The following is a 20,978-nucleotide window of genomic DNA, read 5'->3' as shown; positions in this document are numbered from 1 at the left end:
GCTCCGGTCTTCACCCCAAGGGGAGGGGCACCAAACTGGGATCCGGGATGGGAGTGCGCGATGCCGCAAATTGGGTTCAACCGCCGTGATCTCGTCGCTTCCGCGCTCGCTGCGGCCGGGCTCGCGGCGCTGTCTCGTCCCGAACCTGCCCGGGCCCAAGGAGCGGAACTTCCGATGACGCCTGCCTGTGAGGGTAGGGCGGCGGTTACCAGTCGCCAGACCGAGGGGCCGTATTTCACGCCGTCCTCCCCGCTCAAGCGGGATCTGCGCGGAGATGGGCCAGGCGAGATGCTGGTGCTGTCCGGTTTCGTGCTGACGCCGCAATGCGGCCCGGTCGGCGGAGCCCTGGTCGATCTCTGGCATGCCAATGCGAGCGGCGACTATGACAATGCGGGCTTTCTCTTCCGAGGCCACCAGTTCACCGACGCGCAGGGCCGGTACCAGTTCATCACCCGCATGCCCGGCCTCTATCCCGGCCGGACACGACATTTTCATGTGAAGGTTCGGGCGGGACAGGGGCCGGTCCTGACGACCCAGCTCTATTTCCCGAGCGAGCCCGGCAATGCGCGCGACGGTATCTTCGATCGCGCGCTGCTGATGGATATCCGCGCTGCCGAAGGTGGGCGTCTCGGCCGGTTCGATTTCGTGATCGCGGCCTGAGCGAACCGGCGTGAGCCGGCCCGCTCGGGCTTTGGCTCACGCGACGAGATGGGCGTTCTGCGGGAACAGGAACTTGCGCGCTTCCTCGTCGAATTCCGTCTTGAAGGCGAACTGATCCTTCAATGCCACCGCGCGCTGAGCGGCGGGGCGAGCGGAAATCTCATCGAGATGGCGCTTGACGTTGGTCAGCTTGCCGAAGGCCTCTTCACCGAGCGCGAAGGCCGCGCGCGTCGACCAGCCCCAGACCGACATGTCGATCAGCGTGTAGCTGTCTCCCAGCATGTAACGATGCTTGCCGAGCTGGTCGTTGATGATGCCCCAATGTCGTTCGGCCTCGCGCGAGTAGCGGTTGATTGCGTAGGGGATCTTCTCAGGCGCAAAACGGGTGAAATGCACGGCCTGTCCACAATAGGGGCCGATGCCGGTGGCGACGAACATCAACCAGGAGAGCATCTGGCCTCGTGCCGCCGGTGTGCTCTCGGGGAGGAACTTGCCGGTCTTCTCCGCGAGATAAAGCAGGATCGCGTTGCTATCGAAGATCGTGACGTCGCCATCAGTCAGGGCTGGCGTCTTGGCATTGGGATTGATCGCCAGGAACTCGGGCTTGAACTGGTCGCCACGCCGGGTATCGAGCGGCACCATCTCGTAGGGCAGCCCGGCTTCCTCAAGGAAGAGCGCGATCTTCGCGGGGTTCGGCGACGGATGATAGTAGAACTTGATCATCGATTGGGTCTCCTGGCGCAGGGTGATCGAGCGGGTCTTACCGCTGTTTCGTCGCGTAGGCTGCAAGATCCGTCAGCCTGGCGATAGTGAGGTCGGCGCCCGCCCCGAGCCGTTCCGGTTGCATGCGCAGAGCCTTGAACAGTGCCGTGGGGCCGATCCCGCCGGGGGCCGCCAGCTCGGCGCGCAAGGCCGAGGCGGGAATGCGCTCGATGCGCGCGACGGTGAAGCCGTAGGCTTTGGCGCCGGCGATATCGAAACCGTTGGAGGAAACGAAGAGGATCTCCTCGCGAGCAAGGCCCAGTCGCTTCTCTACCAGCTCATAGCCGCGGGGGTCCGGCTTGTAGACGCCGATCTCGTCGACGCTGATCACGGTTTCCAGCAACTTGTCGATTCCGGCCTGGGCGACGAGGCGCTTCAACATGGCCGGGCTGCCATTCGAGAAAATGGCGAGGCGGAAGCCCGCAAGCTCCTCGAGTGCCTGCTTTGCCTCCGGGTAGAGCGCGAGCGCGTCATAGGCTGCCGCAATTCTGGCGATCAGATCGGGCGTCGCCACCAGCCCGAGTGTCGCCAACGTGAAGTCGAGCGAGTCGCGCGTGACCGTCCAGAAATCCTCATAGCGGCCCATCAGCGCCCTGAGCCAGGTGTACTCGAGCTGCTTCAGCCGCCAGATCTGGGTGATCGTTTCGCCATGGCCGGGAAACGCCTCGTCAGTGACGCCGGCAACGGATTGGACGTCGAACAAGGTGCCATAGGCGTCGAAAACGAGGGCTTTGAGCGCCATGGGCGGTTCCCTTGCCGCGGGATCGGGGATCGGTGCTTCTTCTTAGCACTCGCGTTGGCGGCGCGGTGCGTGATATCCGCACAAGCAGTTTTTCCTTGATGCCCACAGGTTGCCGCATGTCGAACCGCCCCGTGATGCTGATGGTCCTCGATGGCTGGGGCTGGCGCGAGGATGAAACCAGTAATGCGGTGAAGCTGGCGAACACGCCGAATTTCGATCGCTATTGGGCCAGTGCGCCGCGCGCTTTCCTGAAGACTTCGGGGCTCGATGTCGGCTTGCCGGAAGGCCAGATGGGTAATTCCGAGGTCGGCCATCTCAATCTCGGCGCCGGGCGCGTCGTCCTGCAGGACCTGCCGCGGATCAACCAGGCGATCCAGGACAAGTCGATCGCGCAGGCGCTGGACGCGACCGGGCTTGTCGCGAAACTCAGGGATACAGGGGGCACCTGCCACCTGCTAGGCCTCGTCTCGCCCGGGGGGGTGCACGCCCATCAGGATCACGCCGTGGCGCTGGCCCGGATTCTGACCGGGCAGGGTATCCCGGTCTGCGTCCATGTCTTCACGGATGGACGAGACACCCCACCGCAATCGGCGGCAGAGTATGTACGCGATTTCGCCGCGGCCCTGCCGAAGGAGGCTGTGATCGGCAGCCTGTCGGGCCGTTATTTCGCGATGGATCGCGACAATCGCTGGGAGCGCGTCGAGCAGGCCTGGCGCGCCATGGTGCTGGGCGAGGGCAAGGCCTTCGCGACGGCCGGGGAGGCGGTCGCCGGCGCCTATGCGGAGGGCGTCAATGACGAGTTCATCGTTCCAACCGTGATCGCTGGATATGCCGGCATGCGGGACGGCGACGGGTTGCTCAGCTTCAATTTTCGCTCGGACCGGATTCGCGAGATTCTGGCCGCGGTACTCGACCCGGATTTCACGGGMTTTACTCGGGCTCGCGTGCCGAAGCTTTCCAGGGCGGTCAGCATGACCTCCTACAGCGCCGAACTCGACAAGATCATGCCGGCGCTGTTTCCGCCGCAGACGCTCTCGAACGGTCTCGGAGAGACCGTCGCCAAGGCAGGGCGGATGCAGGTCCGCATGGCAGAGACCGAGAAATATCCGCATGTGACCTATTTCTTCAATGGTGGCGAAGAGCGCCTCTATCCCGGCGAGGACCGGGTGATGGTGCCGTCTCCCAAGGTCGCGACCTACGATCTGCAGCCCGAAATGTCGGCGCCGGAGCTGACGGACCGCGCCGTCGCGGCGATCACTTCGGGGCGATATGATCTCGTCGTGCTGAACTTTGCCAATCCCGACATGGTTGGGCATACCGGAGTGCTTTCGGCGGCGATCAAGGCGGTCGAAACCGTCGATGCGGGCCTGGGCCGGATTGCCAAGGCAATCGAGCAGATGGGGGGTGCCCTGCTCGTCACGGCCGATCACGGCAACAGCGAGCTGATGGTCGATCCGGTGACCGGCAAGCCGCATACCGCCCACACGACGTTTCCGGTGCCCGTGATGCTGATCGGTGGCGATGCGAAGGCGTTGGCCGATGGCAGGCTCGCTGATGTCGCGCCGACGCTGCTGGCATTGATGGGGCTAAAACAGCCGGACGAGATGACCGGCCGCTCGCTGCTGCGCTGACCAATGCAGGCTGATCAGAAGCTGTAGGCGGCTTTCACCTTGACGGGATGCTGGCTGAAATTGGTGAGGTCCCGATTACGGGGTTCACCCTTGGCCTTGCCGGCGACCTGGATATTGTAGGCGGCCGAGAGCGCGAGCTGTTTCGTCGCCTGCCAGTAGATGCCGGGGCCGGCGAATGTGGCGTAGCCCGCTTCGTTGCCGAAGCCGAGATCGTTGTAGCGCCGCAGATGGCGGACCTCGCCGCTGACATAGAGGCCGTCGACGACCTGCCAGGCCAGTGATCCTGAGGCCGTAAAGGTCGAGGAGCGCCCATAGGGGGCGGGGCCGGTCCAGGTCATGTCCTGGGAGAGATTGAGCGCGGCATAGAGCTTGCTTGGCACCAGCGCCGTGTCGGCGAAGAGACGGATGCCGGTATTGAAAGTGGTGAAGCGGCCGGCGCCGTCGGGATCAGTGCGGTTGACGCTCGGATCGAGCACCACCGTCAGGCCGATGCCGTGCAAGTCACGGCCGAGCAGGCGGTATTTCATCTCGACGCCGGCACCATTATTGCTTGAATTAGCACTGATCCCCCCTTGCCGAAGCATTGGTGTAGCCACCGAGCAGATAGGGGCCGATCTCGAAGCAGGAGAAGAGCCCATAGGAGCCCTGGAGCTGCGCGCCGTGGGCGTTCGACCGGCCACTGCGCGCGCCGAAGGCGCCGCCATAGGTCAGGCTCGGCCCGAACGAACCGAACTCCGCCACGTCCGAACCGGTTGTGAAGCCGAAAGCGTCGGTCGGGATGCCTTCGCTCTCGGCGCAGGCTGAGAGCGTCGGCTGGGCGGCAGGCACGCTCTTGCGGGTAGGCAGGTCGGTTGCCAAGGCGTTGGCGGAAAGAGCGCTCAGGGCAAGGGCAGCGGCGGCAATCTTCGGCAGCATCGGTCAGTCCTCGGGTATCGATGCCCCAAGATCGATCAGATGCAAATGATTTGCAAGAGCGTTAACTGGCCGCCAGAGTTGCGGGGAGAATCCTCGCGAAATTGGTCGGGAATGGCGAGACTGCGCCGGCTTCCCAAAATATAATAAAGTTACATCTTTGCAGCGACACTGCTATCGCACCGCAACCGAAGCGAGGCGGGCCGCAACGAGCGGCGCAATGCCGGCGAGTTCGGCGGCAGGCTTCCAGGCTGCGGCGTGAACTTCCTCGAGCTGCGCGACGAGCGGCACCGCGGGATCGGCGACGAAGAGATATTGCAGATCGTGATGGATATGGTCCGGCTCTCCGCGCGAGGGTTTTCCGGGGACGTCATGGCTGTCGATGACGAAGGGCAGATCGTCGCCGCGATGCCAGGGATGCAGGGCAAGCCTGCTGACTCCGGTCTCTTCGATGGCCTCGCGCGCAGCGGAAAGGTTGAATGCTTCGGCCTCTTCGTAATGGCCGCCAGGCTGCAGCCAGCGACCGATGACGACATGGTCGATCAGCAGTACCTGGGCGTGGTCCGGCGACAGGACGATCGCACTGGTCGTGACATGGCCCGGAAAGGTGTCGCGCTCGTCGAGCGCATGGCCTGCGGCAATCTGCCAGCGCAACAGCGACAGATGCTCACGCCGCGAGGCGACCTCGGCGCGATAGCGCGTCACTACGCCCTCAAGGCGAGACCGGAAGGAAATAGTCATGGCAGTTGCAGCTCGTATTCCTGGAATCGACCATTCTTGATGCCGTCATAACCGATCAGGAAGCGCAGGCGACCAGGCCTTTCCTCGAGAATGGTCACGACCTCCGCCTTGGCATCCTTGGGCGGTGCAAGTGTGCCGAGATCCCTCGGTGACTGGGGCGCGGCAGGGTCAAGCAGCAGCAGGCCATAGGGAACGTCCTGTTCCTGCGCAGGGCCGACCAGGACCAGCAGGCGTCCGTCCCGCAGTGCAGCAAGGTCGCGCACGCCGCGATTCGGGCCAGCCGGGAAAGCGATCACAGTCGGAGTGCCCTGCGCGGGTTCATTGCCGGGCGCGAAGAGCTCGTCCGGATTTGTTTCTAGCAGGAAGGCGCGACCGTTCTGCGACGGCGCCCGCAGCCCGATCCAGAGCCTGTCATGAGCGGTCGCTATGCCTTCGATGTTCAGGCCGTTGCCATCCGTCAGGGGCTTGCCGAAAAAGGGCGCAACCTCGCCGGCACGACGCAACAGATCACTCAGGCGGTAGGTCAGTTCAACCTGGCCGATGGGGGTGCCGGCCGTATCGACCTTGACCCGCGCGAGCTGGAACGACGAGAGGCGAAACTCGCTGCTGCTGCGCGAGCAGCCATGCGAACCGGCGATGTAGAAATAGGGCGCGGCGTAGGCGACCGCCTCGCCGTCGAACTCGCCATAACCGCCGATCGTCGGACAAGGAGACGCGGGGATCGCGCCGAGCGCGGTCGGGGAGGGGCTGTCCCCGATCAGCTCGACCACGCCGGCAGGCTTGATGCGCCCCTTGGTCAGGATAGCGAACTGGGCCGAGCGGTTCTCGTCATTCGCCAGGAGGCAGCGCCGCTCCTCGCCATTCGCCGGCAGGCAGGCCAGGCCGCTGACATCCTTGGCTGCCTTGTCGGGCTTCTTGCCAGCAAAATCCTCGGTCGCTTCGACATTGCGGACGGGCTTCAGCGTCTTGGCTGACGCCGGTAGCGCGAGCAGCAGCGCTGTGGCGAGAGCAGTCGACGTCAAGGCAAGGCGAGGCATGGCAGGGTTTCCGGTTGCCGCGGGATTGAGCGCGTCGCGCCCGGTGCTGTCAAAGCATTAGTCCGCATCATGCACATTCGGGGCCGGTCAGGCTCGCCCTTGTGTGCGATTGACGTGCTTCTCGCACTCTCACCGCGCTCGTCGCGGCAGACAGCCGGAATCCAGTCGAGCCCCGCCCCGGCGACGGAGGGCGGAGCCCTTGCCGTTCGGAATGCGAGGACTATCTAGCGCGGGTTCACCGAGACCCTTTCTATGCTGCCCCTCGATTTCCCTGTTCCCGGCGTCTTGAATTCAAAAGAGATGCTTATCGCAGAGGCCATCCACGCCCGAGCATGGGAAACTGTAAGAAGCGACCCAGATCTTGCCGGAGATGAGGCCGAAGCTGCGAAGGCGAGGCTTGGAGGGATCGTGGCTCGTTTGATGTCAGATCCTTCCAGATCGGTCGGCGACCTCGCCGCTGCAGCAGTCCGGGCCTTCAACGAAAGCCCCCGCACGCCCTGAGCGGAGAGGGGGATTGCGCGCCACCACCCATGGCGCGCAGTCAGTTCTCATGCGTCTCAGGCCGCGAGTACGCCGTCTGCGTTGCGCAGGACATCGGCGAGCGGAACGAGACCCTTCATCGCGCCACTGCCTGCCGCCTGTTTGCCGTCCTCGATGGCTACCGCGAAGCGAAACGCGGGATCGGCTTCGATGCGCTTGCGCAGCGCCAGGATGCGGGGATAGTCGCGTGGGTCGACGGCCTTGTGGAAGTCCACCCAGCGCGCAACGCCGGCAAACACCGCATCGGCCAGCGTCGGTCTGTCGCCGAGCAGGTAGTCGCTGTCGCCGATCATCGCCTCGAGTTGTTCATGGCGCTCGGCGACAAAGCTGCGGCCGAACTTGCGCAGCGTTTCGCGATACTCCTCCGTTACACCTTCCGCTTCCAGCGCCACCCACATCGGGACGAACGCACCGGTGAAGCCGGTATTGAGGAAGGCGACGTATTGATGCAGCCGGTCGGCCTCCGGCGTGCCGGGTTCGAAGCTGATGCGGCGGTCAAGGTCGCGCGCCTCCAGCCACAGGGCGATCGCCATCGTCTCGGTGAGGACACGGCCTTCGCCGGTGATCAGCACGGGCGTCTCCACGCGGCCGTTCAGGCGCTTGTAGGCGTCGGTGCGCATTTCTCCCAGCATATCCACCCTGGTGAGGCGATAGGGCTGGCCGAGCCATTCGAAGGCGGTCACCAGCCCTGCGGAACTGCCGAGCGGAAAGCCGGAGGTGAGGATCGGTTCAGATATCGGGTTCATGTCGTTTCTCCAACGTCGATGCGCTGGATATGCGGATGTGGACGCCCGACCTGTAGATTGGCAATGGTGGACTCAGCGTCTACTCTCATAGACTTTGAGCGAGCGGCTCGCCTGCGCTGGGTTCATCGTCTGGAGAGCTGGCCTTCAAGGACCGCAGGGGCGCCGGCGTCTCGTTGTTGCGATCGCGTTCGCCAGTTCCTTCGTGCGAGCGGCAGCAGCCGTTCTCGAAATCCCGGCTCGTCCTTTGATCTCCCGTGGACGGAATGCCACTGCCTGGTCCTGTCCTGCGCGCCTCTTTCTGCTTCAGCGAAAGCAATTGCTGGTGATTGCCAGCCTAGGGTCTCCGGGAGTCGCTCCCAGGAAGGCCCTCCCATGCTGTCTGCCACACTCGATCCCGTTCAAGCCCCGCGCACATGTCAGATGACGCCTCGCTCTTCGGCGTCCCTGGGATGAGGCCGCTCAATGCGTTCGAAGGGTTCGGAATCGAGATTGAATACGCGATCGTCGGAACCGCCGATCTGGAATGCCGCTCCATTGCAGATATCGTCCTGGCGCATGCCGCCGGCACGGGCGCCGTAGCTATGGAGCGAGGCTTGATCGGCTGGTCCAACGAGTTCGTGCTTCATGTCCTGGAAGCGAAGAATCTCGCTCCGGCGGCCAGATTGGAAGACCTCGCCCAGCCCCTGCAACGCGAGGTCATCGCATTGAACAAGACCCTTCTGGGCCACGGAGCGCGCCTGATGCCGACGGCAATGCATCCGTGGCTGGATCCCCGATATGATGCTCAGCCGTGGCCGATTGATCCCCACGGAATCTACCGCACCTATCAGCGCATCTTCGAAACCAGATCGCATGGGTGGACCAATCTGCAGAGCGTCCATCTCAATCTCCCCTTTGCCGACGACGATCAATTTGCGCGGCTCCACGAAGCGATCCGTCGCGTCCTGCCGATCATTCCAGCATTGGCTGCAAGCTCGCCCATTGCCGACGGCCAGCGCACCCCCTACCGCGATTTCCGCATGAGGGCCTACGKAGCCAATGCGAAGGCCTATCCCCTGATCAACGGCCTGATCATTCCCGACACCGTCTCCAGTCAACGCGCGTACGAAGACACGATTCTCGAGCCGATCTCTGCCGTCATGGCGTCTGCAGATCCCGGCGGAATCCTCAGGCACCCCTGGCTCAATGCCAGGGGCTGCATCCCCCGCTTCGACCGAAACACAATCGAAATTCGGGTCATCGATACCCAGGAGTGCCCCGAAGCCGATCTCGCAGTTGCCGCCGCTGTCGTTGGAGCAGTTCATCGCCTCTACGGCGATCTCCAGCGCCTCAGCGGCGACATGGCCACCGAGGAGCTGGCCCGGATATTCGACAGCTGCGTGATATCCGCCGAGGACGCCATGATCGATGATGGGGCCTATCTCAGGCTGTTCGACTATTCCGGTCAGTCCTGTCGCGCCGGCGATCTCTGGCGGCACATTCTGGAGAACATGGATGACAGCTCGGGCATTGATCCAGCGCGYTGGACACCAATCTGGGCAACCATCCTGAAGCATGGCAGCCTTGCCCGCCGGATCGAGGATGCAGTGGGTGCCAGCCGCCCGTCACGTGAGCGATTGGCCGCGGTCTATCGCGATCTCTGCGACTGTCTCCAGCAAGGCACCATGTTCGCGCCCGACAGGGACAGCTGAGACGCATACAGGCGACCGAAGCGCCCCAACGGGCTCAATGCGAGTCCTTGTCCAAGGGCCTTCTTGGGCGGGGCAGGGGGGCGAGGCGATCGCTTGCCAGCCCAACTGGCCTGGTTCGCCGGCTTTGGCGCCGGTGATCAGTGCATCAGCCGTCCGCCGGCGATGTCGAGGGTTGCGCCGGTCAACCAGCCCGAACTCTCCGAAGCGAGGAACAGCGTGGCCGCCGCCACGTCTGCCGACGAGCCGAGCCGCCGGACCGGATGAGCGAGGACCACCTGCGCCCTGACGGCGGGAGGCATGTGTGTTGCGGTCCGGTCGGTCAATACGGCCGATGGTGAAATGCAGTTCACGCGCACGCTGGATGGCCCGAGGTCGTGTGCGGCTTGCTGTGTGAGCATGATGACGCCGGCCTTGGCGACCCCATAGCCGAGCGGCGCCTGCGAAGGCGCGCGGCCGGCTGTCGAGGCCATGGTGATGACGGCGCCGCCGCGGCCCTGCTTGAGGCTTGGCAGGAAGGTTTTGAGCGTCAAGAACGTGGCGGTCAGATTGTGATCAAGGCTGGAGTGCCAGTCCGCCTCAGTCACATCCTCCAGCGCAACGGGCCTGCTGGTCCCACCTCCGGCGAAGGCGGCGAGAATGTCGAGCTTGCCGCGCCGTGCAACGAACGCGGCACGCGCGGTCTCCAACTCGTCGTGCCGGGTGCAGTCGATCCGGACGGCGGCATGCCCGTCGGAGATCGCCTCCAGGGAGCGCAGCACCGTGTCGAGCCGGGGTTGGTCGCGGCCGGCAACCGTTACGGAAACCCCGTTATGCGCCAGCCAACGCGCGGTTTCGGCGCCGATCCCGCCGGAGCCGCCAGTGACCAGCGCCGTTTTGCCGGCGAGGTCGGGGAAAGTCGGGATGTGTGACACGGTCGACGGTTGCTCAGACATAGCGTGCGACCGTCATGCAGATCACGGTTACGAGCAGCAGCCCGGCTGAGATCCGGTAGAGGAGACCCAGCCAGGGCGCAGCTTGGCCGGTCCTGCGCAAGCCGCGCAGCACCCCGAGCGCCTGGATCACCAACGCCGCCACCGAGGTGCCGGCGCCGAGCGCAAGGAGCATTTCTGCGTTTCCGACGTTCCCGGCATGGATGAAACTCCACAGGAGCGCGCCAGAGATCATCGCGACGACGGCGGCACCGAACTGCGGGCGGAAGAGGCGGGCGACGTCGTTTGCACCAGTACGGGCCAGCACGAATGTCGTGCCGGCCCAGAACACCGAGGAGAGAACGTGCATGGCGATGATACTGATCAGGAAGGGTTCCATAGGCTAGGCTCCGAAACAGCGCCCGTTTGAATGGGCAAAATTGGATATACAATCCGTATAGTCATGAGTCACGAGAGAACGTCAAGGCCCTATTCGAGTGCCAAACGAGAGGCCAAAACCGCAGAAACGCGCGGCCGGCTCCTCGCTGCGGCAGCGGCATTGCTTCGGGAGCCGGCTGGAAGGACGCTCTCGCTAGAGGCCGTGGCGGCCGCRGCGGGCGTGACTCGACTGACCGTCTACAATCAGTTCGGCTCGCGACGTGGGCTGCTGGAGGCGACCTTCGACGCCCTGGCGGCTGCCGGCGGGATCGCTGATCTTGCAGACGCAATGGCCATTTCTGACCCGAAGGAGGCCTTGGCGGCGCTGGTCACGGTGTTCTGCGGCTTCTGGAGTTCCGATGACGGACTGGTTGGGCTGTTCGCGACAGCGGCCGGCGACACCGAACTGACGGAGAGCCTGGCAGAACGCAATGAGCGCCGTCGGCTGGCGCTGGCCGCGCTCGTGCGCCGCCAGGGTGGGCGCGACGAGCAACTGCAGCGCGATGCCGTCGACCTGCTCTTCGCGCTGACCAGCTTTGCCGTGTTCCACATGCTGCGGTCCGGCGGGYGCGAACCAGATGCCATATGCGCACTGCTTCAACCGCTTTGCGACCAGGCTCTGCGGGGCAATGATGGCGCGCTGAACCTGTCGCCGCGGGGGCCCGGTGTCTCAGCCGGATTGTGACAGGGCGGCTGCTGCTGCCATCGGGACGTCAGTAATCGGGCAGGAGATCAGCCTGCGGGCGGCGCCCTCGGTTGTTCCCTGTTTCAGCCGGCACCCCACCCATATCATCGGGCGAATTCTGCATCCCGCAGACCCGGCGGACGCATTCGCGCAGCCAGCGGTGCGCAGGATCGGCATCCAGCCTGGGATGCCAGAGCAGGGACACGGAGATCTCAGGCACAGAAACCGGCAGCGGAAAGGTGACCATGCCGTCGCGCAGGGTCCGAGTGTGTCGTTCGGGCACAATGGCGACGAGATCGGATCCACGCGCGAGCGAGAGCGCAGGCGAGAAGCCGGTGACGATCGTGGCGATGTCTCGCCGCAGTCCGATCGCCTCCAGCGCGTCGTCGATCGGTCCCTTGTCGAGACCGCGCCGCGAGACGAGGATCTGCCGGCCAGCAGCAAAGCGATCGGCGGTGATCTCGCCTGTGGCCAATGGATGTCCCCGCCGCACGACCCCGACGAAGTGATCCGCGAACAGCGCCCGCGTCCTGATTTCCGGACTCTGCGCCGCCCCGATGACACCGGTTTCGAGATCGACACTGCCTTCTCGAAGCAGCGTACTATCCTTGTCCAGCTTCTGGACGAAGCGGAGCCGTATGCCGGGCGCTTCCGCCTGGATGTGCGCGATGAGTTCAGGCCCAAAGGCCTCGACGAAGCCGTCGCTCGCCCGAACCGAGAAGGTCCGGAGAAGCCGTTGCAGATCGAGCGCCTCGGCCGGCCGCAGGATCGCCTCCGCTTCCTGAACGAGCGGACCGACGCGCTCCCGCAATTCCAGTGCACGCGGCGTTGGTACAAGGCCGCGCCCCGCCCTTACCAACAGCGGGTCGCCGATCGTCTCGCGCAGCCGCGCCAGGGCTCGGCTCATCGCGGASGGGCTTAGMCGCAGGCGCCGGGCAGCGCGGGCCACGCTGCCTTCGGTGAGAAGGACATCGAGGGTGATGAGCAAGTTGAGGTCGGCTCTCGTCATGCTGGCAAGACTAGCACGGCTCGCCAGCATGACATGGCGTCAAATGCACTGAATCAGTGCAAATGCTGCGTCTTCCGCCAGGTGTCATATGTGGCTACCTGCTTCGAACAGTGCTTCGGAGCCCCCCACGATGATGAAGGCTATGCTTGACCCGCCGTTCCCCACCGAAGCCCCGACGGCCCAGCGTGGCGCGCCTCGTTTGGCTCTCGCCGGCCTATCCCTCTGCATGTTGCTGTCCTCGCTTGGCACCAGCATTGCCAATGTCGGCCTGCCGGCGCTGGTGCAGGCCTTCGCAGCCTCCTTCCAGCAGGTGCAGTGGGTGGTCCTCGCCTATTTGCTTGTCATCACCACGTTGAGCGTCGGGGTCGGACGACTTGGCGATCTCGTCGGACGCCGCTCGCTTCTGCTGGCCGGCATAGCCCTCTTCACAGCGGGCTCGGCGGGGTGCGGCCTTGCTTCCGGCCTCGCCGGCTTGATCGCCGCGCGGGCGGTGCAGGGGGCGGGCGCCGCAGTCATGATGACGCTGAGCCTGGCCCTTGTCGGCGATGCCCTGCCGAGGGACCGGACCGGCAGTGCCATGGGGTTGCTCGGCACCATGTCGGCGGTCGGCACGGCACTCGGCCCCTCGCTCGGTGGTGCTGTCATCGACGGCTTCGGATGGCGGGCGATATTCCTTGTCACTGTCCCGTTCGGCGTCGTTGCCTTCATGATCGCCTTGCGGAGCCTTCCGGTCGATCGCCTCGAGAAGAGGGGAGACAAGCCGCGCTTCGATATGCTCGGCACGCTGCTGCTGGCCGCTGCGCTGGTCGCCTATGCGCTCGCCATGACCTGGAACCGCGGTGCATTCGGCTTGCTCAATGGCGGGCTCCTGCTAGCCGCAGCAGTCGCCGCGCTCCTGTTCGTATTGGTACAAGCGCGGGTCGCGGAGCCCCTGATCCGGCTCTCGATGCTGCGCGAGCCCGGGCTGCGGAAAGGCCTCGCCACAACCGCGCTGGTCGCGGCGGTGATGATGACAACACTGGTCGTTGGCCCCTTCCATCTCACCATGGCGCTCGGCCTCGATGCATCGGGCGCTGGCCTGGTCATGGCGATCGGGCCGGTTGTCGCGGCGCTCTCGGGCGTACCGGCTGGCCGCTTGGTCGATCGGTTCGGCGCGCAACGCATGAGCTTGGTGGGCTTGGCCGCCATGGCCGTCGGATCGCTTCTCTTCGCGCTCATGCCGCTGCAGATCGGGATTGCGGGCTATGCCGTTCCCCTGATCGTTCTCACCCCAGGCTATGCGCTGTTCCAGGCCGCCAACAACACGGCCGTGATGCGAGAGGCTGGTCCGGAAGGGCGCGGGCTTGTCTCCGGGATGCTCGGCCTCGCCCGCAATCTCGGCCTGATCACCGGTGCTTCGGTGATGGGTGCGGTGTTCGCTCTCGCCGCGGGGACGGACGGCAGCGCGGTCGCATCTCCGGACATGGTCGCGACCGGATTGCACGTCACCTTTGGCCTGGCTGGAGCAATGATCGTCATGGCCCTTGCCATCGCGAGCCGCTCGGGCACTCCCGCTGCTTGAGGATGGAATCCGGCTGCGCTCGGGCTGAGGTTGGTGCCGCGACATGAATGAGGATCCGTCGGGGCATTTCCATTGTCACCAGCGGATAGCCGTAGACAGGCGCGTCGGCCGCGAGTTTCATGAATCCACGCTCTAACCACGCATGATCGCTTGGGCCCGGGATGGGATTGGGGGCTGTCTATCGCACCCGGTTGGTCAATTCGCTCGGCGGCCGACGGCGTTCGCGACGAGGCGAAGAAACCATGATTCCTGAGCTTCCGTCCGTGAACCAGCTTTCATTGGTCATCAGCCAGGCTGCCGCACCAGCATTCCTGCTCGGCGCGGTCGTCGGCCTGATATCGGTCCTGATCAGTCGCCTGGAGCGAATTCTCGACCGGTCGCGCATGTTGAGCAGCCTGCAGGGCGAGGGGCCTGTCGTTCACGAACTCAAGGCTGATCTCCCCCGCCTCGAGCGGCGAGCCCATCTGATCAACAGCGCGATGCGTCTTGCCATCTCGAGCGGTGTTTCGACGATCCTGCTGATGATGCTCGCGTTCATGTTTGCGTTCGTCGGGTCGGCCCATGAACGGGGTGTGGCCGTGCTCTTCATCGTGGCTGTTGGGCTCTTCGGCGCTTCGCTTGTCCAGTTCCTGCGCGAAATCAACGTCGCCTTGCGACGGAGCGATCATATCGCTTGATCCGCATCGCCGGGGCATAGGCAACGACCGGCGCCGCCCAGGCGGCGCCGGTCGTTGGACTCAACCGAGCTTGTCGTACGCCGGGACGGTAAGGAATTCCTCGAATTCAGGCGCGAGCGAGAGGGTCGAGAACAGCTCGATCGCCTCCGGGAAACGGCCCTTTGCGTAGTTTTCAGGCCCGACCTCGCCCTTCACGCGCTCCATCTCCTCGGTGAGGCAGCGCTTGAAGAGATCCGCGGTGACGATGGTGCCTCCGTCAACGGTGACGCCGTACTGGATGAACTGCCAGATCTGGGCACGGCTGATCTCGGCCGTCGCGGCATCCTCCATCATGTTGTAGATCGGCACCGCGCCGCGGCCGCGCAGCCATGCTTCGAGATATTGCACGCCGATGCGGATGTTCTCGCGGAAGCCGGCCTCGGTGCGCGTGCCCTCATGGACCTCGAGCAGTTGCTCGCGGCCGACGGAGACGTCCTCGCGCTTCTTGTCGAGCTGGTTCTGCTGCGGCATCAGCCGGTTGAAGACCTCCATCGCCACCGGCACGAGATCGGGATGGGCAACCCAGGTGCCGTCATGGCCGTCGCCGGCCTCACGCTCCTTGTCGGCCCGGACCTTGGCGAAGGCGGCCTCGTTGGCGGCCGGATCGTTCTTGACCGGGATCTGCGCCGCCATGCCGCCCATGGCGAAGGCGCCGCGGCGGTGACAGGTCTTGATCAGCAGCAGCGAATAGGCCCGCAGGAAGGCCTTGGTCATCACCACCTGCGAGCGATCGGGCAGGACGAAGGCCGGGTTGCGGGCGAGCTTCTTGATGAAGGAGAAGATGTAGTCCCAGCGGCCGCAGTTCAGCCCGGCCATGTGATCCTTCAGCTCATAGAGGATCTCGTCCATTTCGAAGGCCGCGGGCAGGGTCTCGATCAGGATGGTGGCCTTGATCGTGCCGGTCTTGAGGCCAAGCGCGTTCTGAGCGGCGACAAAGACATCGTTCCAGAGCCTGGCCTCGAGATGGCTCTCGAGCTTCGGCAGATAGAAATAGGGGCCGGAGCCCGCAGCCAGCGCCGCCTTGGCATTGTGGAAGACATAGAGGCCGAAATCGACCAGCGAGCCCGAGGCGATTTCACCGTCGATCTCGATATGGCGTTCCGGCAGATGCCAGCCGCGCGGGCGGATGATCAGAACGGCTGGCTTGTCCTTGAGCTTGTAGGCCTTGCCGGTGGTCGGCTCGGTGAAGTCGATCCGGCCGGCCCAGCGATCCCTGAGATTGATCTGGCCTTCGACCATATTGGCCCAGACCGGAGAGGAGGCATCCTCGAAATCGGCCATGAACACCTTGGCGCCGGAGTTCAGCGCGTTGATGATCATCTTGCGGTCGACAGGACCGGTGATCTCGACACGACGATCCTGCAGATCGGCGGGAATCGGCGCCACCTTCCAGTCGCCTTCGCGGATATGCCTGGTCTCGGTCAGGAAATCGGGCGTCTCGCCGGTATCGAAGCGCTTCTGGCGCTTCTTGCGCAAGGCGAGCAGGCGCTTGCGCGTCTCGTTGAAGCGGCGCTGCAAGTCGGCAACGAAGGCGAGCGCATCATGGCTCAGGATCTCGTCGAAGCGCGGACCCATTGCGCCCTTGATGACGACACCCTTCGGCAGGGTCTTGGTGTCCGACATGGCGGTCTCCTTCGCATTCGGCAGGGATGAGGTGAGGCGCAGTATCGGAGGAAATCGCTTTCTCCTGTAGCCGCGGGAATGCTTGATGACTTTTGCCAAAATAGAATAAATCGGCATTCACCCTCTGTCCGCTTGCGTGCAATATCGGAGCGCGGAAAGGCAGGACGGATCGACGATGACCAAGGTAGCAGGATCTCACTGGCGGACCATGACCGTGTCCGATCTCGACGCTGTCGTCGCAGTGGCGGCCGAGGTTCATCCGGATTTTCCGGAGGAGGCCGCCATTTTCGCCGAGCGGCTGAAGCTGTTTGGCGATGGCTGCCGGGTCCTGGACATGGGGAGCGGGATCGCCGCCTATCTGCTCAGCCATCCCTGGCGCGAGCTCGAGCCCCCAGCCCTGAACGCGCCGCTCGGCGCGCTGCCGCCCGCTCCCGGGACCTTCTACATCCATGATCTCGCGCTGCTGCCGCAGGCGCGAGGCACCGGCGCCGCTGTCCTGGCGGTCGCGGATGCACTCAGGCTCGCTCAAAAGTTCGGGCTGCCGAGCCTGTCGCTCGTCGCGGTCAATGCCTCTGTCGGCTTCTGGGGCAAGCAKGGTTTTTCGGTCGTCGTCGACCCGCGGCTCGAGGCCAAGCTTGCGAGCTATGGCAGCGATGCGCGTTTCATGATGCGCCCGGTCGCCGGGGCGGATTGAGCCGAGATCGCTAAACGAGGGCCTGAAAGCGCTCCAGGAAGCGCGCTTGCGCGAGTTCGGTCGACAGTGGCCTCAGCCAGTCCGTGACCTCGCGCGGCAGCGGCTTCGGCCGGCCAAAGAAGATCAGAGCTTCCTCGCGGTCGAAATCGGCGAGTTCGGTCGCCTCGAGGAAAGCCGAGATCTTGTCGGCGTCCTTGGTCTTCCGCGCCAGCATGGCGGGCGTCGCCGCCGGCAGACCGAAGCGCAGATGGATCGCGGCAAGCAGGCGGAGCTCGACGCTCTTATAGGCGTCGCCCATCACCACCTTGAAGGGCGAGATCATGTCGCCGATGACATATTCCGGAGCGTCGTGCAGCAGCGCCATCAGCCGCCAGGGCTTTGACCAGTCCGGATTGAGGTGGCTCGCGATCGCCTCGACCAGCAGGCAGTGCTGCGCCACCGAGAAGGAATGCTCCCCACGCGTCTGGCCGTTCCAGCGCGCGACGCGAGCCAGACCATGCGCGATATCCTCGATCTCTATATCGAGCGGGGAGGGGTCGAGCAGATCGAGCCTCCGGCCCGACAGCATGCGCTGCCAGGCGCGGGGTGGAAGCGGCGCCTTGGCCATGCTCAGGCCGGAACGCGGATGTCGCGGGCGAGCACGGCGCATTCCTCGTAGCGGAAACAGCCGGTCAGATGGTCGTTGACCAGTCCGCAGGCCTGCATGAAGGCGTAGACGATGGTCGGGCCGCAGAAGGTGAAGCCGGCGGCCTTCAGCTCCTTGGAGATCGCCTTGGAGACCGCCGTCTCGGCCGGCACCTCCTCATGAGTCCGAAAAGCGTTCTGGAGGACGCGGCCGTCGAGATGGCGCCAGAGGAAATCCGAGAACTCGCGCCGTTCGCTGATCTCGAGATAGGCGCGAGCGCTCTTGATCGTGCCCTCGATCTTGCCGCGATGGCGGACGATGCCGGCATCGCCGAGCAGCCGCTGGACATCGGTCTCGGTGAAGCGAGCAATCGCCTCCGGCTCGAAACCGGCGAAGGCGGAGCGAAAACTGTCGCGCTTGCGCAGAATGGTGATCCAGGCGAGGCCAGCCTGAAAGCCGTCGAGGATCAGCTTCTCGAACAAGGCGCGCGAATCATATTCCGGCACGCCCCATTCGGTGTCGTGATAGGCGAGATAGAGCGGATCGGTCCCCGGCCAGATGCAACGGAACTTGCCGTCCGGGCCTTCGACTGCTGCGCGTCCGCTCATGCTGCTGCTCCAAAACCGGGCTCGCCGGGGAAGGGGAAGCGGATAAAGTCCGGCTTCGCCAGGGTAAAGGCCACGCCGCCGCCTTCGAGTCTTTCGCCCGCGGCCATGGCGTCGGCGACACGGTCGAGCCGCAGCATGGCGAGCCCGCGCCCCTTGGCGCAGGAACCGATGCGGCCGAGCACCTTGCTGCCGGCGGTCGCCTCGACGCCCATCTCGGGAACCAGTCCCTCGGTAAAGACCACCGGCACGATGCGGGTCCGGGCGGTGCCGCGATGCTGCATGCGCGACACCACCTCCTGGCCGATATAGCAGCCCTTCTTGAAGGAGACGCCGCCAAGCTGGTCGAGCAGCGCCTCATGCGGAAAGGTGTCGCCATAGACGAAATCCCTGCCGCCATCGGGAATGCCGAGCGCGATGCGCCTGGCGTGGTAGGCATCGGGTTCGGCGCTGGCGAGCGAGCCGACGTCGTTGCGGTCAGTGATCGCGCGCTCGCCGAGCGCCGGCAGGCGCGGGTCGGCATAGACGAGGCCGGCATCGTCGGGGAGCGAGAAACCGCCGCTCGATGCGACCACGGTGGCCACCTCGGTGAGATCGTCGAGCGCGACCTTGGCGCGCAACTTGTAGAGCTTCAGCCGCTTCATCAGATCGGGAACCTGCAGGAGCGGCACGTCGAGGAGAAAACCTCCGCGTTCCTCCTCCGGCACCGCGACCACGAGAAAATCGCTGATGATCTTGCCTTGCGGTGTCAGGAGCGCGCCATAGCCGGCATGGTCCGGCGTCACCACGTCCATCTCGTTGGTGACGATGTTCTGCAGGAAGTCGCGCGCGTCCTCGCCACTGACGCGAATGACGCCGCGATCGACCAATCGGGTTGCAGGCATGGTGAAGCTCGTTTCTGATCGCTGCCAAGGGCTGGACGCGGGTCCGTTCGATAGGTAGGCCGCTTCAGCCTCATCCTCAACCAGCAGGACGCCTCCGATGCCGCAGAGCTATGATGTCATTCTGAAGGGCGGCACCGTCGTGAATCACGATGGCCGTGTCCAGCGGGATCTCGGGATTACCGGCGGCAAGATTTTGGCGCTCGGCGATCTGTCGCAGGCTTCCGCAGGTGAGACGGTCGATTGCCGCGGCCTGCATATTCTGCCGGGCGTCATCGACAGCCAGGTGCATTTCCGCGAGCCGGGGCTCGACCACAAGGAGGATCTGGAGACCGGCTCGCGCGCCGCGGTGCTCGGCGGCGTCACGACCGTCTTCGAGATGCCGAACACGATCCCTCAGACCACCGACGAGGCGTCGCTGGCCGACAAGGTCAGGCGCGGTCGGCACCGGATGCATTGCGATTTCGCCTTCTKGGTTGGTGGCACGCATGAGAACATTGCCGATGTGCCGGAGCTGGAGCGCCTGCCGGGTGCGGCGGGCATCAAGGTCTTCATGGGTTCCTCCACCGGCTCGCTGCTGGTCGAGGACGACAAGGGCGTCAGTGAGATCCTGAAGCGCACGCGCCGCCGCGCCGCCTTCCATTCCGAAGACGAGATGATGTTGCGCGAGCGCATGGGCCTGCGCGTCGAGGGGGATCCGTCGAGCCATCCGGTCTGGCGCTCGCCCGAAGTCGCCCTGACCTGCACCAGGCGACTGGTGCGGATTGCACGCGAGACCGGCGCGCGCGTTCACATCCTGCACATCTCGACCGGCGAGGAGATGATCTTCCTCAGGGATCACAAGGACGTCGCGACCGTCGAGGTGCTGCCGAACCATCTGACGCTGGTCGCGCCGGACTGCTACGAGCGGCTTGGCACCTATGCCCAGATGAATCCGCCGATCCGCGACGACAGCCATCGCCGGACGATCTGGTGGGGGCTGGAGCAGGGCATCGTCGACGTGCTCGGCTCCGACCATGCGCCGCATACGCATGAGGAGAAGCATCATGCGTATCCTGCGAGCCATTCCGGCATGCCGGGCGTGCAGACGCTGGTCCCGATCATGCTCGACCATGTCAATGCCGGGCGGCTTTCACTGGAACGGTTCGTCGATCTGACCAGCCATGGCCCGCAACGGATCTTCGGGCTCGAGGGCAAGGGGCGGATCGCGGCGGGCTATGATGCCGACCTGACCATTGTCGACCTGAAGCGCCGCGAGACCATCACCAATGACTGGATCGCCTCGCGCTGCGGCTGGACGCCCTATGACGGCGTCACCGTGACCGGCTGGCCCGTCGGCACCTATGTCCGCGGCCGGAAGGTGATGTGGGAGCGCGAAGTGGTGACGCCTGCGCAGGGCGAGCCGGCGCGCTTCCTGGAGGCGCTGCCGCGCGGCTGAACTTTTTTGCGCGATCGTGTCGATCGTGCGCTGCCCCGTTCGACGTATTGGCGAGGAGCAGGGGGAGGCCGCAGGTCGTTGCGGCTTCCCCTGAGCTCCTGACAATCGCGCGGGGGCACGGCTCCCGCCCAACGGGAGATCCGAAGATGCGAAACGTCGTTGCCGCCACATTCCTGTCCCTAGATGTTTGATCCCGGGCTTTGATGGTGCAGTCTTTTCGCGTGAGTGGAAGGAGGCGCTATGGGCCAGGTTCACCATGGGAGCGCCACGACGACAGAGGCGGTTCGTCGAGCGATACAGCATAGTCAAGAGAGCCTGAGGGCTCTGGCGAAG

General features: G+C 64.8%; 22 protein-coding genes. 8 read left to right on the top strand and 14 right to left on the bottom strand.

Annotated features, from left to right (window positions below; translation table 11 throughout):
• Positions 1-60 precede the first annotated feature (60 nt).
• The gene (locus AC1DRP_RS15690; RefSeq protein ID WP_476768935.1) at positions 61-660 is read left to right on the top strand and encodes a dioxygenase family protein; all 600 of its coding nucleotides are present in this window, start codon (positions 61-63) and stop codon (positions 658-660) included.
• 36 nt (positions 661-696) lie between these two features.
• Here the strand turns inward: AC1DRP_RS15690 and AC1DRP_RS15685 are convergent, their stop codons facing one another.
• Both AC1DRP_RS15685 and AC1DRP_RS15680 read right to left on the bottom strand, forming a co-directional pair.
• Positions 697-1,383 carry a glutathione S-transferase family protein gene (locus AC1DRP_RS15685; protein ID WP_476768934.1) on the bottom strand — a complete coding sequence of 229 codons (687 nt, stop codon included), beginning with the start codon at positions 1,381-1,383 and terminating at the stop codon, positions 697-699.
• Positions 1,384-1,420: 37 nt separating this feature from the next.
• Complete coding sequence (locus tag AC1DRP_RS15680) at positions 1,421-2,164, bottom strand: haloacid dehalogenase type II (RefSeq protein ID WP_476768933.1); 744 nt, start codon at positions 2,162-2,164, stop codon at positions 1,421-1,423.
• 116 nt (positions 2,165-2,280) lie between these two features.
• Here AC1DRP_RS15680 and gpmI point away from each other — a divergent pair, with 116 nt between their 5' ends.
• Entirely contained in the window at positions 2,281-3,795 is a 1,515-nt protein-coding gene (gpmI, locus tag AC1DRP_RS15675; RefSeq protein ID WP_476768932.1) for a 2,3-bisphosphoglycerate-independent phosphoglycerate mutase, read from the top strand.
• 14 nt (positions 3,796-3,809) lie between these two features.
• On the opposite strand, the gene AC1DRP_RS15670 is transcribed toward gpmI, so the two are convergent.
• The 5 genes from AC1DRP_RS15670 to AC1DRP_RS15650 form a co-directional block, all read right to left on the bottom strand.
• Entirely contained in the window at positions 3,810-4,322 is a 513-nt protein-coding gene (locus AC1DRP_RS15670; protein WP_476768931.1) for a hypothetical protein, read from the bottom strand.
• A gap of 28 nt (positions 4,323-4,350) precedes the next feature.
• Positions 4,351-4,710, bottom strand: coding sequence for a hypothetical protein (locus AC1DRP_RS15665; RefSeq protein WP_476768930.1), 360 nt, complete (start codon positions 4,708-4,710; stop codon positions 4,351-4,353).
• A 171-nt stretch (positions 4,711-4,881) separates the two neighbouring features.
• Positions 4,882-5,448: an NUDIX hydrolase gene (locus AC1DRP_RS15660; protein ID WP_476768929.1), complete on the bottom strand. Its 567-nt coding sequence runs from the start codon at positions 5,446-5,448 to the stop codon at positions 4,882-4,884.
• Positions 5,445-6,485: a DUF3616 domain-containing protein gene (locus AC1DRP_RS15655; RefSeq protein ID WP_441488245.1), complete on the bottom strand. Its 1,041-nt coding sequence runs from the start codon at positions 6,483-6,485 to the stop codon at positions 5,445-5,447. Before AC1DRP_RS15655 ends, AC1DRP_RS15660 begins: the two co-directional genes overlap by 4 nt.
• 557 nt (positions 6,486-7,042) lie before the next feature.
• Positions 7,043-7,771, bottom strand: coding sequence for a glutathione S-transferase family protein (locus AC1DRP_RS15650; protein WP_441488246.1), 729 nt, complete (start codon positions 7,769-7,771; stop codon positions 7,043-7,045).
• A 449-nt stretch (positions 7,772-8,220) separates the two neighbouring features.
• On the opposite strand from AC1DRP_RS15650, the gene AC1DRP_RS15645 reads away from it, so the two are divergent.
• Complete coding sequence (locus AC1DRP_RS15645) at positions 8,221-9,462, top strand: carboxylate-amine ligase (RefSeq protein ID WP_476768928.1); 1,242 nt, start codon at positions 8,221-8,223, stop codon at positions 9,460-9,462.
• A 137-nt stretch (positions 9,463-9,599) separates the two neighbouring features.
• Here AC1DRP_RS15645 and AC1DRP_RS15640 read toward each other — a convergent pair whose 3' ends face one another.
• Entirely contained in the window at positions 9,600-10,373 is a 774-nt protein-coding gene (locus AC1DRP_RS15640) for an SDR family NAD(P)-dependent oxidoreductase (protein ID WP_476768927.1), read from the bottom strand.
• A gap of 13 nt (positions 10,374-10,386) precedes the next feature.
• Positions 10,387-10,770 (bottom strand): hypothetical protein, encoded by a 384-nt coding sequence (locus AC1DRP_RS15635; RefSeq protein ID WP_476768926.1) that lies wholly within the window; start codon positions 10,768-10,770, stop codon positions 10,387-10,389.
• 30 nt (positions 10,771-10,800) lie between these two features.
• Between AC1DRP_RS15635 and AC1DRP_RS15630 the strand changes: the two genes are divergently transcribed.
• On the top strand, positions 10,801-11,493 hold the full coding sequence (locus tag AC1DRP_RS15630; protein WP_476768925.1) for a TetR/AcrR family transcriptional regulator: 693 nt from the start codon (positions 10,801-10,803) through the stop codon (positions 11,491-11,493).
• Positions 11,494-11,521: 28 nt separating this feature from the next.
• Here the strand turns inward: AC1DRP_RS15630 and AC1DRP_RS15625 are convergent, their stop codons facing one another.
• Positions 11,522-12,502: a LysR family transcriptional regulator gene (locus AC1DRP_RS15625; protein ID WP_476768924.1), complete on the bottom strand. Its 981-nt coding sequence runs from the start codon at positions 12,500-12,502 to the stop codon at positions 11,522-11,524.
• Between the two features lie 142 nt (positions 12,503-12,644).
• On the opposite strand from AC1DRP_RS15625, the gene AC1DRP_RS15620 reads away from it, so the two are divergent.
• Positions 12,645-14,063, top strand: coding sequence for an MFS transporter (locus AC1DRP_RS15620; RefSeq protein ID WP_476768942.1), 1,419 nt, complete (start codon positions 12,645-12,647; stop codon positions 14,061-14,063).
• 161 nt (positions 14,064-14,224) lie between these two features.
• A complete protein-coding gene (locus tag AC1DRP_RS15615; RefSeq protein WP_476768923.1) occupies positions 14,225-14,740 on the top strand; it encodes a DUF2721 domain-containing protein in 516 nt (171 codons plus the stop codon).
• 60 nt (positions 14,741-14,800) lie between these two features.
• Here AC1DRP_RS15615 and aceB read toward each other — a convergent pair whose 3' ends face one another.
• Positions 14,801-16,402 (bottom strand): malate synthase A, encoded by a 1,602-nt coding sequence (gene aceB / locus AC1DRP_RS15610; RefSeq protein ID WP_476768922.1) that lies wholly within the window; start codon positions 16,400-16,402, stop codon positions 14,801-14,803.
• A 175-nt stretch (positions 16,403-16,577) separates the two neighbouring features.
• Between aceB and AC1DRP_RS15605 the strand changes: the two genes are divergently transcribed.
• Positions 16,578-17,096, top strand: a complete 519-nt coding sequence (locus tag AC1DRP_RS15605; protein WP_476768921.1) for a GNAT family N-acetyltransferase — start codon at positions 16,578-16,580, stop codon at positions 17,094-17,096.
• Positions 17,097-17,106: 10 nt separating this feature from the next.
• Here AC1DRP_RS15605 and AC1DRP_RS15600 read toward each other — a convergent pair whose 3' ends face one another.
• From AC1DRP_RS15600 to ygfZ, 3 genes are read right to left on the bottom strand one after another with little or no spacing between them, the layout of a single operon-like run.
• Positions 17,107-17,703 carry a YfbR-like 5'-deoxynucleotidase gene (locus AC1DRP_RS15600; protein ID WP_441488255.1) on the bottom strand — a complete coding sequence of 199 codons (597 nt, stop codon included), beginning with the start codon at positions 17,701-17,703 and terminating at the stop codon, positions 17,107-17,109.
• A gap of 2 nt (positions 17,704-17,705) precedes the next feature.
• A complete protein-coding gene (locus tag AC1DRP_RS15595; protein WP_441488256.1) occupies positions 17,706-18,329 on the bottom strand; it encodes a DNA-3-methyladenine glycosylase I in 624 nt (207 codons plus the stop codon).
• Positions 18,326-19,210, bottom strand: a complete 885-nt coding sequence (ygfZ, locus tag AC1DRP_RS15590; protein WP_476768920.1) for a CAF17-like 4Fe-4S cluster assembly/insertion protein YgfZ — start codon at positions 19,208-19,210, stop codon at positions 18,326-18,328. The genes AC1DRP_RS15595 and ygfZ overlap by 4 nt, the downstream gene beginning before the upstream one ends.
• A 97-nt stretch (positions 19,211-19,307) precedes the next feature.
• Here ygfZ and AC1DRP_RS15585 point away from each other — a divergent pair, with 97 nt between their 5' ends.
• Positions 19,308-20,645 (top strand): dihydroorotase, encoded by a 1,338-nt coding sequence (locus tag AC1DRP_RS15585; protein WP_476768919.1) that lies wholly within the window; start codon positions 19,308-19,310, stop codon positions 20,643-20,645.
• The last annotated feature ends 333 nt before the right edge of the window (positions 20,646-20,978 follow it).

It is taken from the genome of Allobosea sp. 01N443 (assembly GCF_056399325.1).
Note: the sequence above shows the minus strand (reverse complement) of the source record. Positions and strands in the feature narration are given on the sequence as shown.

What these genes read in the sequence shown, in the direction of transcription:
- AC1DRP_RS15690 (WP_476768935.1), top strand. Translation starts at nt 61, where the DNA reads ATGCCGCAAATTGGGTTCAACCGCCGTGATCTCGTCGCTTCCGCGCTC.
- AC1DRP_RS15685 (WP_476768934.1), bottom strand. Translation starts at nt 1,383, where the DNA reads ATGATCAAGTTCTACTATCATCCGTCGCCGAACCCCGCGAAGATCGCG.
- AC1DRP_RS15680 (WP_476768933.1), bottom strand. Translation starts at nt 2,164, where the DNA reads ATGGCGCTCAAAGCCCTCGTTTTCGACGCCTATGGCACCTTGTTCGAC.
- AC1DRP_RS15670 (WP_476768931.1), bottom strand. Translation starts at nt 4,322, where the DNA reads ATGAAATACCGCCTGCTCGGCCGTGACTTGCACGGCATCGGCCTGACG.
- AC1DRP_RS15665 (WP_476768930.1), bottom strand. Translation starts at nt 4,710, where the DNA reads ATGCTGCCGAAGATTGCCGCCGCTGCCCTTGCCCTGAGCGCTCTTTCC.
- AC1DRP_RS15660 (WP_476768929.1), bottom strand. Translation starts at nt 5,448, where the DNA reads ATGACTATTTCCTTCCGGTCTCGCCTTGAGGGCGTAGTGACGCGCTAT.
- AC1DRP_RS15655 (WP_441488245.1), bottom strand. Translation starts at nt 6,485, where the DNA reads ATGCCTCGCCTTGCCTTGACGTCGACTGCTCTCGCCACAGCGCTGCTG.
- AC1DRP_RS15650 (WP_441488246.1), bottom strand. Translation starts at nt 7,771, where the DNA reads ATGAACCCGATATCTGAACCGATCCTCACCTCCGGCTTTCCGCTCGGC.
- AC1DRP_RS15635 (WP_476768926.1), bottom strand. Translation starts at nt 10,770, where the DNA reads ATGGAACCCTTCCTGATCAGTATCATCGCCATGCACGTTCTCTCCTCG.
- AC1DRP_RS15620 (WP_476768942.1), top strand. Translation starts at nt 12,645, where the DNA reads ATGCTTGACCCGCCGTTCCCCACCGAAGCCCCGACGGCCCAGCGTGGC.
- AC1DRP_RS15615 (WP_476768923.1), top strand. Translation starts at nt 14,225, where the DNA reads ATGGGATTGGGGGCTGTCTATCGCACCCGGTTGGTCAATTCGCTCGGC.
- aceB (WP_476768922.1), bottom strand. Translation starts at nt 16,402, where the DNA reads ATGTCGGACACCAAGACCCTGCCGAAGGGTGTCGTCATCAAGGGCGCA.
- AC1DRP_RS15600 (WP_441488255.1), bottom strand. Translation starts at nt 17,703, where the DNA reads ATGGCCAAGGCGCCGCTTCCACCCCGCGCCTGGCAGCGCATGCTGTCG.
- AC1DRP_RS15595 (WP_441488256.1), bottom strand. Translation starts at nt 18,329, where the DNA reads ATGAGCGGACGCGCAGCAGTCGAAGGCCCGGACGGCAAGTTCCGTTGC.
- ygfZ (WP_476768920.1), bottom strand. Translation starts at nt 19,210, where the DNA reads ATGCCTGCAACCCGATTGGTCGATCGCGGCGTCATTCGCGTCAGTGGC.